The following is a 7,397-nucleotide window of genomic DNA, read 5'->3' as shown; positions in this document are numbered from 1 at the left end:
GACGCGATTCATCGCGTCTTTACCCAAGGATGTGTTGCAATCATTAATTGAATTGATATAAGAGATACAAAGTAAAAAATTTTTTTACTTTGATTTTTTTACATTGTTTTTTCAAGAATCTGTGAATCTCAGATAGCAATTTATTTTCTGGTGTATATTATGGGTGAATTGCTTCGAGTATCCAGGTTTTTAGAAAACATCATTCCCCTACCAAACGGAGAGAAAGTTAACTTTAATTGTCAACCTCCTTCTAGGACAATTGCATGAAGAAAGTTTTAATAACTTTAACTACTAGATCCGCAGCTTTGATGTCTCTAGCATCATTGGTAATGACTAGTAAAGTGACCACAGCTGGTGAACCAGTAAATCCGCAACCAGTAGACCGTCCTGACGCTGCCACTACACCAGTATCAGCATCAGATCAAAAAGCTTGTGTAAGACATCCGAAACTCGGTAAGTTTTTCTGCGCTCATGCTGAAGAATTATCTCATTTGCAAAAAGGTGTAGCAGAGATTGATGTTACATCGGATGACAGCGAAAAGGCTCTGCTTGGGGTTACGGATGCAGAAAGTGATGCTGCTGTAGCTATGTTTGGTTGTGATTGTGCTGCATCGATAAATTGTTTACGCCGTCTGCGGAATAGCCTCCCGTAGAATTTAATTTCCTTGGTTTTTCATCTTCCCAAAAGCAGGGAATATGGGAAGAGTTTTTTCTCTCTTCCCTCACTCTTTTACAGTTTTGTGTTTAGAAGTTTCAGAGTGCAATAAATTGTTTATATAAAAATTAAATAACATGAAGCTTTGTACCTTTGTGCTGGCTTTGAAATCCTTTACTATTGCCGTAATACACAGTCTTGAATTCTACTTGATTTGTACCAGGGTTATAGAGAGTATAGGTCGCTTGACCTGGTATGCGTCCCACATTTCCCACCCCAATTATTTGACGCGGTGTAACAGTAAAAGTTTGAGGAGATACTTGCTTATCGAGAGTAGTAAGTCCAGTAGTAATAGAACCAGTTTGCAGTTGATACTGAAAAGTTAAACCAGAACGACCGCAGAATAAGTTATTTGCTTGCATCCGCGACAGTCTATCAAGCATTTGGATTGGGGAAGTTTCTGGAGTCAGTTCGTCATCCACACTTACCGTTGAGCCGTGGATTAACAAACAATCTAATTCAAAAAAACCAAAATCGAGGTTTCTCAACCATTGTACTGTCTGATGGGAAACGCACTCCCATAACAACTTTACTGTCTCTCCTCCATATTTTGCGATCAATTCAGGAGCATCCCCAGTCGCCCCCAGACCATGCAGAATAAAACACTGTTCTTCCCACCATCCCTTACAAATCAGGGGTTCTAATTCTCCCTGGCGTGGGTTAAGCACTCGTTCTACTAACTTCTCTGCTTCTGGTCTGGGCCCTACTAAATCGCCTAAAATATATAAAGCTTCTACGCTATTACCCTGACGCTTAATGTCAGCTATTACAGCTTCGTAAGCTGGCAAGTTAGCTTCAATTCCACTCAAAATTGCCCATTTATTCATAGTTATTTTTTAAACGCAAAGGAACGCGTTCGCGAAGCGTCTCGCAGAGAAGGAAAGCGCAGAGGGGCGCAAAGGAAGAGGAGGAGGGGAGAGGGATTACCTTGTGCAAACGTGAGTTGGGTCATCCGCCCGTTCTGCATACTCCAACCCATGCGCTAAACGCCAAGCAAAAATTGCAGGTAAACCTTTTTCAATAATCGCGGCACAGGTTTTTTGATGGTCGTAAGCTACTTCACGTAGTTTGACTTCTTGAGTGTCTGTGTCGTAAATTACATAAGTAGCATTCGGTCGTCCATGTCGTGGTTCTCCCACCGAACCCACATTCACAATCCGTTTGAGAGGAGATGTAAAGCTTATTTCTTGTGCTTTTTCTCCTCTGCCAACACTAACTTGTATCTGACCAGCATCCAGAGTTCGGGCATAAGGTACATGAGTATGTCCACAAAAAAGCACATCTGATTCTGTGGAAAGTACTCGCTCTAGTGCCACGAAAGCGTCTAGTTCAGGTAACAAATACTCATGGTTGCTATGAGGACTACCATGAACAAAAGCTAAATTTCCCTCTTTGAGGCTATAGGGTAACTTGGCTAAGAATTCGCGGTTTTCTGGGTGAATTTCTTTATTAGTCCACTCATGAGCCTGTATTCCTCTTTTTTCTGCCAATAAAGAGGGATAACTGCAATCGCAAGCGTTTAATCCTTCCACAATATCTTCATCCCAACAACCAACGCAGGTGGGAATATCTAAAGAACGAATTTGAGCTATGACTGCATTCGGTTGCGGCCCATATCCCACCAAATCACCAACACAAAAGATTTTTTCAGCTTTTTGCTGGTCAATATCTAGTAATACAGCATCAAAGGCTTCGTAATTGCCATGAATACATGAAATGACGGCTATTTTCACACTTGTGCCCCTTCTAATAAAATCTCTTTTACCTGTTGTTGGTATTGCAAAATCGCAGCATCAGATAAACAACAATCTGATAAGGTTTGCCTTAAAGTTGCTTTATCCAAGTTTTCCCCCACTACTTCTAGTCCACTGAAACGCTGAGGTCTACCTTCCAAGTAGCGTGGTAAGTCTAACTCCAGAAAATCCGTTTGGGGAACACCAGCAACAAAATCACAGTAAAGTGACCGACCATCATTAACGTCAAAAATGCCTTTGGCACGAGTTACGATACCGTAAGCATCGTGGGTGATTTCGTACCAAAATTCCTCTAAACTGTTTTCGTCAATAACTTGACCGTTGCTTGCTGCCCGCCATAAGGTTTCGCCAGTGCTGCTTTGGGTTGGTGCGCCGCGTACAATCTCTTTTGCCCAAGCATGGTATTCGGAGTCTTTGAGGTCAGGTGGTAAGACTGCAATGGTACGGTAAGTAAGATTTTCTAATAATTGTGCTACAGATCCCAACTCCAGATAAAACCCCCATTCAATATAAACCGCGTTTGCTTTGGGTATTTGGTTCAGAAATTCGACTTGTTGAGCATCGCTAAAGACCTGTAAATCAGGAAATTCAGTAGCTATGCGGTTTTGGTCAACGGGAACAGTCCCAGTACCAGGGCTGTAATAAATTATTTTGTCAACATCAGTGATATCTCGCATCTGTTGGCAAACCCAGGTAGTTTTTCCAGCCCCAGATGAACCAGCAACGACAATAATGTTTGGTACAGACATAAATGTAATGATAATCATTTTTATATAATTTGGAATATAGTAGCAAGAAAATTGCTAACTTTACAAAAAAAGGCAGGAGGCAGTTCAAGAGAGAGGAAAACTGCTCCACGCTCTCTACGAAACGCTGCTGTGAGTACGCTATCTATTTCCTGCTGCGATCGCTCTGGGTTTAAGATCCCCACTGTTGCGTCAGCTTCCCGCGAAAGTATCAGTGGCCTCAATTCAGAAGGGCCCAATACGCTCAAAGATTAGAAGCGATCGCATTTGAATCTTGTTCGATCAGTGAGTTCAAAAATGTCCACAACTGCAAATCAGTAAAATCTGGTATTGCCATAAATGCACCGATTTCCTGCAAAACTTGGGGATTATGGGTAGACGCTATGCCAATGGTGCGGATATCTGCGCTCACCGCTGAACGAATACCAGAAGGAGAGTCTTCTAAAGCGATCGCTTCTTCTGCTGTAATTCCCAATTTATTCAAAGCAACTTGGTAGGGTGCAGGGTCGGGTTTACCTGCAATACAATCATCCGCTAAAACAACTGTATGAAAAGCTTCTTTTATTCCCAAAACCTCTAGCATAAATTCTGCATTTAATCTCGGAGCATTAGTTACTAATGCACGTTTTAAGTGATGTGTATCTGTCCAAGCTAGTAGTTCAGAAAATCCATTCAAAGGTTTGAGATTTGGGGCGAGTTTGCGGAAAAGCGTTTCTTTTTCATCTGCAAAATTTTGCCCCTCTGCTGCTGATAATTGTGGCAGAATATCCTTAACAATTTCTGGATTTAGCCCCCCACTAATTCGAGATTTATAAAATGTTTCGTCAATTTCTATGCTGTAATTTAACAGCACTTCCTGCCAAGCTAGGTAGTGTATAGGGTCAGTGTTGACAATAGTGCCATCTAGGTCAAAGAGAATTGCAGCCAGCATGATTTTTGGGTAAAATGTAAATAATTGTTAACTTAATTTAAATAGTTTACATTGTTTTTTTGTCCTTAGTGATTGTTCCTTGGTTAATACAGGGTAAAAAGTGACAATTGAAGGAGGCAGGAGGCAGCAGGCAGCAGGCAGAAGGTTTTACCTCTGTTGGGGATTCAAACCCCTTCTGAAAAAGAGCCACCAAATTTTCAATTTGTGAGGGTCTTAAACCCAAGATCCGTTTGGTCATGGCAGGAAACAGATAGCGCAGCGTTAGCGAGTCTGTGTTCGCTTTTAGCGTCTCGTAGAGAGCGTTGGGCAGTTTTCCTCCTGCCTCCTGCCCTCTGCCTCCTGCCTCCTGCCTTCCTTGATAATCTGCTAAATCCTAAAACTGTAAGGGCAGATAACTAGAGCCTCCGGGCAAACTGCCGTATAATTGATAACCTTCCATGTAAGCAAATGCTAGCCGATCCAAACTTTTTTCGCGTTGATGATTTACTGGTGCAGATTTACAACTCTGAAGTCGAAATGGCCCAGGATGTTGCCGAAATCGCACAAAAGTATTTACAGCAGACTCTCAACGAACAAGATACGGCTGCTGTATTGTTAGCAACAGGTAATTCCCAACTCAAATTTCTCGATGCTTTAATTGCATTGGGTGGCGTAGATTGGTCACGGATTATACTGTTCCATCTAGATGAATATTTGGGAATTACTGCTGACCATTCAGCCAGTTTCCGGCGCTATATGCGAGAACGTGTAGAGAAACGGGTTATTCCTAAAGAATTTCACTATCTAGAAGGTGATACATTGCAACCAGTAGCAGAGTGCGATCGCTACACCAAATTATTGCAAGCACAACCAATTGACTTATGCTGTCTTGGTGTTGGCGAAAATGGACATTTGGCTTTTAACGATCCAGCAGTAGCAAATTTTCAAGATCCTTACAGTGTGAAACTAGTGAAACTGGATGCAGTGAACCGTCAGCAACAAGTTAGTACAGGTCACTTTCCAAATCTAGAAACTGTTCCACAATATGCTTTTACTGTCACTATCTCGGCGATTTGTTCAGCGAAAAAAATTATCTGCCTTGCTCCAGAAAAACGTAAAGCGAATGTGGTAAAAGAAATGTTGCAAGGAGCTATAAGTACAGATTGTCCGGCTTCTATTCTCCGTCAACAATCCCAAGCGACGTTATTTTTGGACGTAAATTCTGCTAGTTTGCTTTCTTAAAAAGGGAGTGGAGAGTGGGGATTAGGGACTGGGAAGCAAAGGTAAATAACATAATGCAATGCGTAATTCCAGCAATTACACGAACGGTGAGATGAATGCTGCCATCAATTGCTATAAATTTTCTAGTCATGAATCTTTCCGCATTACTACGGCGGATTATTATGACTTTTTTTTGTATTTATTTTAGGAAATACTGTATTTACCCTATTTTCAGGTTTGGGTGATTAGAAAATATTATATGAACATTTTGAGTCATATAATCTAAAACTTTTGATACCGACAATAAGACTTTTCAAACATTCTCTGAAAATATCAAACTTTACCCCTCAAAACTGTTTGGGTTTTGAGGGGTAAAGTTAAGTTTAAATTCCAGGTTTAAAAATCAAGGAGAGCCACGTCTCGATATTTATGTTTGCCGAGGCTATTTAATGAAAATTAGAATTGTGTCGGATCAAATTCATAAATTCCTCGCGAGTCCGCACATCTTCTGAAAAAACACCGCGCATTGCACTAGTAACAGTCCAAGAACCGGGTTTTTGCACACCACGCATTACCATACACATGTGGGTTGCTTCTATTACCACTGCAACGCCTTGGGGTTTGAGTAATCCTTGTAAGGCGTCAGCAATTTGCACAGTCAGACGTTCTTGAACTTGTAAACGTCGTGCATACATTTCGCAAACACGGGCAATCTTAGATAGTCCTATTACTTTCCCATTGGGAATGTAAGCAACATGAGCACGACCAATAATCGGCAGAATATGATGTTCGCAGGAACTGAAAATATCGATGTCCCGAACCAATACCATTTCATTGGCATCTTCTGTAAATACTGCTCCGTTTAGCAGTTCATCCAAAGATTCATGATATCCTTTTGTGAGAAACTGTAAGGCTTTCATCACCCTTTTTGGAGTATCTTTTAGTCCTTCGCGGTCTGGATCTTCTCCTAATCCAATCAGCAAAGTACGCACAGCCTGCTTCATTTCGGCTTCTGTTACAGTTTGCTTTTGCCCAGTCGCTAAAGATGAGAGTACCTGATCAGCAGAAGTTAGATCGGGACGAATCGATAGAGTCATTTTGTGAGTTCTGTGGGAATGTTTGGTAAATCAGCCTGTTGTCAGATGTCGGTTGCGATTGACTCCTGACTCGTAACTAAGTGTAACATAACTTTACACTTCTTAATCACACCAAACATTTTGTCAGCTTAAAAACCAATACGCTTGGGTTAAAGGCTAATTGTACAAAATTGTGGGTTTTCGAGACGCGATAAATCGCCGTCTCTACAAGTGTTTTGGTCTTATCTGAACTGTATTGGCTTAAAAACGACACGATGCCCAAAGTGGATACTTTGAGTTAATTTTCTATGTCCCTTGTCGTGAAAGGTAGCTATATAACAATGATGTATTTTTGTCAATATATTACTACCGGAACTTACTAGAAATTTTCTAGCGATCGCCTTCCACTTTCTCTCGCAAAAAGAAACAGCACTTTGAGAGTTTGTAAGAAGTCAATTTTTAAGCAACCTTACACAATTAGTTATCTAATATTAAATACTTGGACATAATTCTTATATTTATGTTTATTATTTCGTAGCTTTAATAAGTTTAAAAATTAGTAAAATCTTAGAAAGCTGGAAATTTTAAATAGTTTCTTGTGGCGCTAATTTTATTTATCTGCCCATAATATATAGTAATACTTAAGTCTGTAGCCACATAAATTATCTAGGCTCACTTTTATACAAATATGTTTAGCCCAATACTTTTCGGTAAAGGGGAAAAGGGAAATAACAAACCTTTCGCCCTTCCCCTTTACCCAAACCAAATCCCTCTTTTAAAAATGTTTAACCGAGAAGTATTGATGTTTAGTCCTAGCAAATAGAATTCGTGGCGGGTTTGAATCCCCTAATAATTGAGTCTGAATTCTGGCTTCTTAATTCAGACTCAATTATTACACATGTTTTAAATTCGCAATCACATATAGCAATCCTAAATCATTTGTGAAAATCAATCATACATAAATATTTTTGGGAA

The 7,397-nt window shown here is 40.3% G+C and carries 7 protein-coding genes; 2 read left to right on the top strand and 5 right to left on the bottom strand.

The window, feature by feature from the left end:
- The first annotated feature begins 263 nt into the window (after nt 1-263).
- Nucleotides 264-653, top strand: coding sequence for a hypothetical protein (locus tag ABF638_RS36035; RefSeq protein ID WP_435027561.1), 390 nt, complete (start codon nt 264-266; stop codon nt 651-653).
- Nucleotides 654-783: 130 nt separating this feature from the next.
- On the opposite strand, the gene ABF638_RS36030 is transcribed toward ABF638_RS36035, so the two are convergent.
- The 4 genes from ABF638_RS36030 to ABF638_RS36015 all read right to left on the bottom strand — a co-directional run bounded on the left by ABF638_RS36030 (nt 784) and on the right by ABF638_RS36015 (nt 4,146).
- Nucleotides 784-1,542, bottom strand: a complete 759-nt coding sequence (locus ABF638_RS36030) for a metallophosphatase (RefSeq protein WP_435027560.1) — start codon at nt 1,540-1,542, stop codon at nt 784-786.
- A 96-nt stretch (nt 1,543-1,638) separates the two neighbouring features.
- Nucleotides 1,639-2,448 carry a metallophosphoesterase family protein gene (locus ABF638_RS36025; protein WP_435027559.1) on the bottom strand — a complete coding sequence of 270 codons (810 nt, stop codon included), beginning with the start codon at nt 2,446-2,448 and terminating at the stop codon, nt 1,639-1,641.
- The gene (locus ABF638_RS36020; RefSeq protein ID WP_435027558.1) at nt 2,445-3,218 is read right to left on the bottom strand and encodes a GTP-binding protein; all 774 of its coding nucleotides are present in this window, start codon (nt 3,216-3,218) and stop codon (nt 2,445-2,447) included. The genes ABF638_RS36025 and ABF638_RS36020 overlap by 4 nt, the downstream gene beginning before the upstream one ends.
- Nucleotides 3,219-3,459: 241 nt before the next feature.
- Nucleotides 3,460-4,146: an HAD family hydrolase gene (locus tag ABF638_RS36015; RefSeq protein ID WP_435027557.1), complete on the bottom strand. Its 687-nt coding sequence runs from the start codon at nt 4,144-4,146 to the stop codon at nt 3,460-3,462.
- Between the two features lie 447 nt (nt 4,147-4,593).
- Here ABF638_RS36015 and ABF638_RS36010 point away from each other — a divergent pair, with 447 nt between their 5' ends.
- Entirely contained in the window at nt 4,594-5,367 is a 774-nt protein-coding gene (locus ABF638_RS36010; RefSeq protein WP_435027556.1) for a glucosamine-6-phosphate deaminase, read from the top strand.
- 425 nt (nt 5,368-5,792) lie between these two features.
- On the opposite strand, the gene folE is transcribed toward ABF638_RS36010, so the two are convergent.
- A complete protein-coding gene (gene folE, locus ABF638_RS36005) occupies nt 5,793-6,443 on the bottom strand; it encodes a GTP cyclohydrolase I FolE (RefSeq protein WP_181930731.1) in 651 nt (216 codons plus the stop codon).
- Nucleotides 6,444-7,397 lie beyond the last annotated feature (954 nt).

The sequence above is a fragment of the Nostoc sp. CALU 1950 genome (assembly GCF_051172895.1).
Classification (GTDB): Bacteria; Cyanobacteriota; Cyanobacteriia; order Cyanobacteriales; family Nostocaceae; genus Nostoc; species Nostoc edaphicum_A.
Note: the sequence above shows the minus strand (reverse complement) of the source record. Positions and strands in the feature narration are given on the sequence as shown.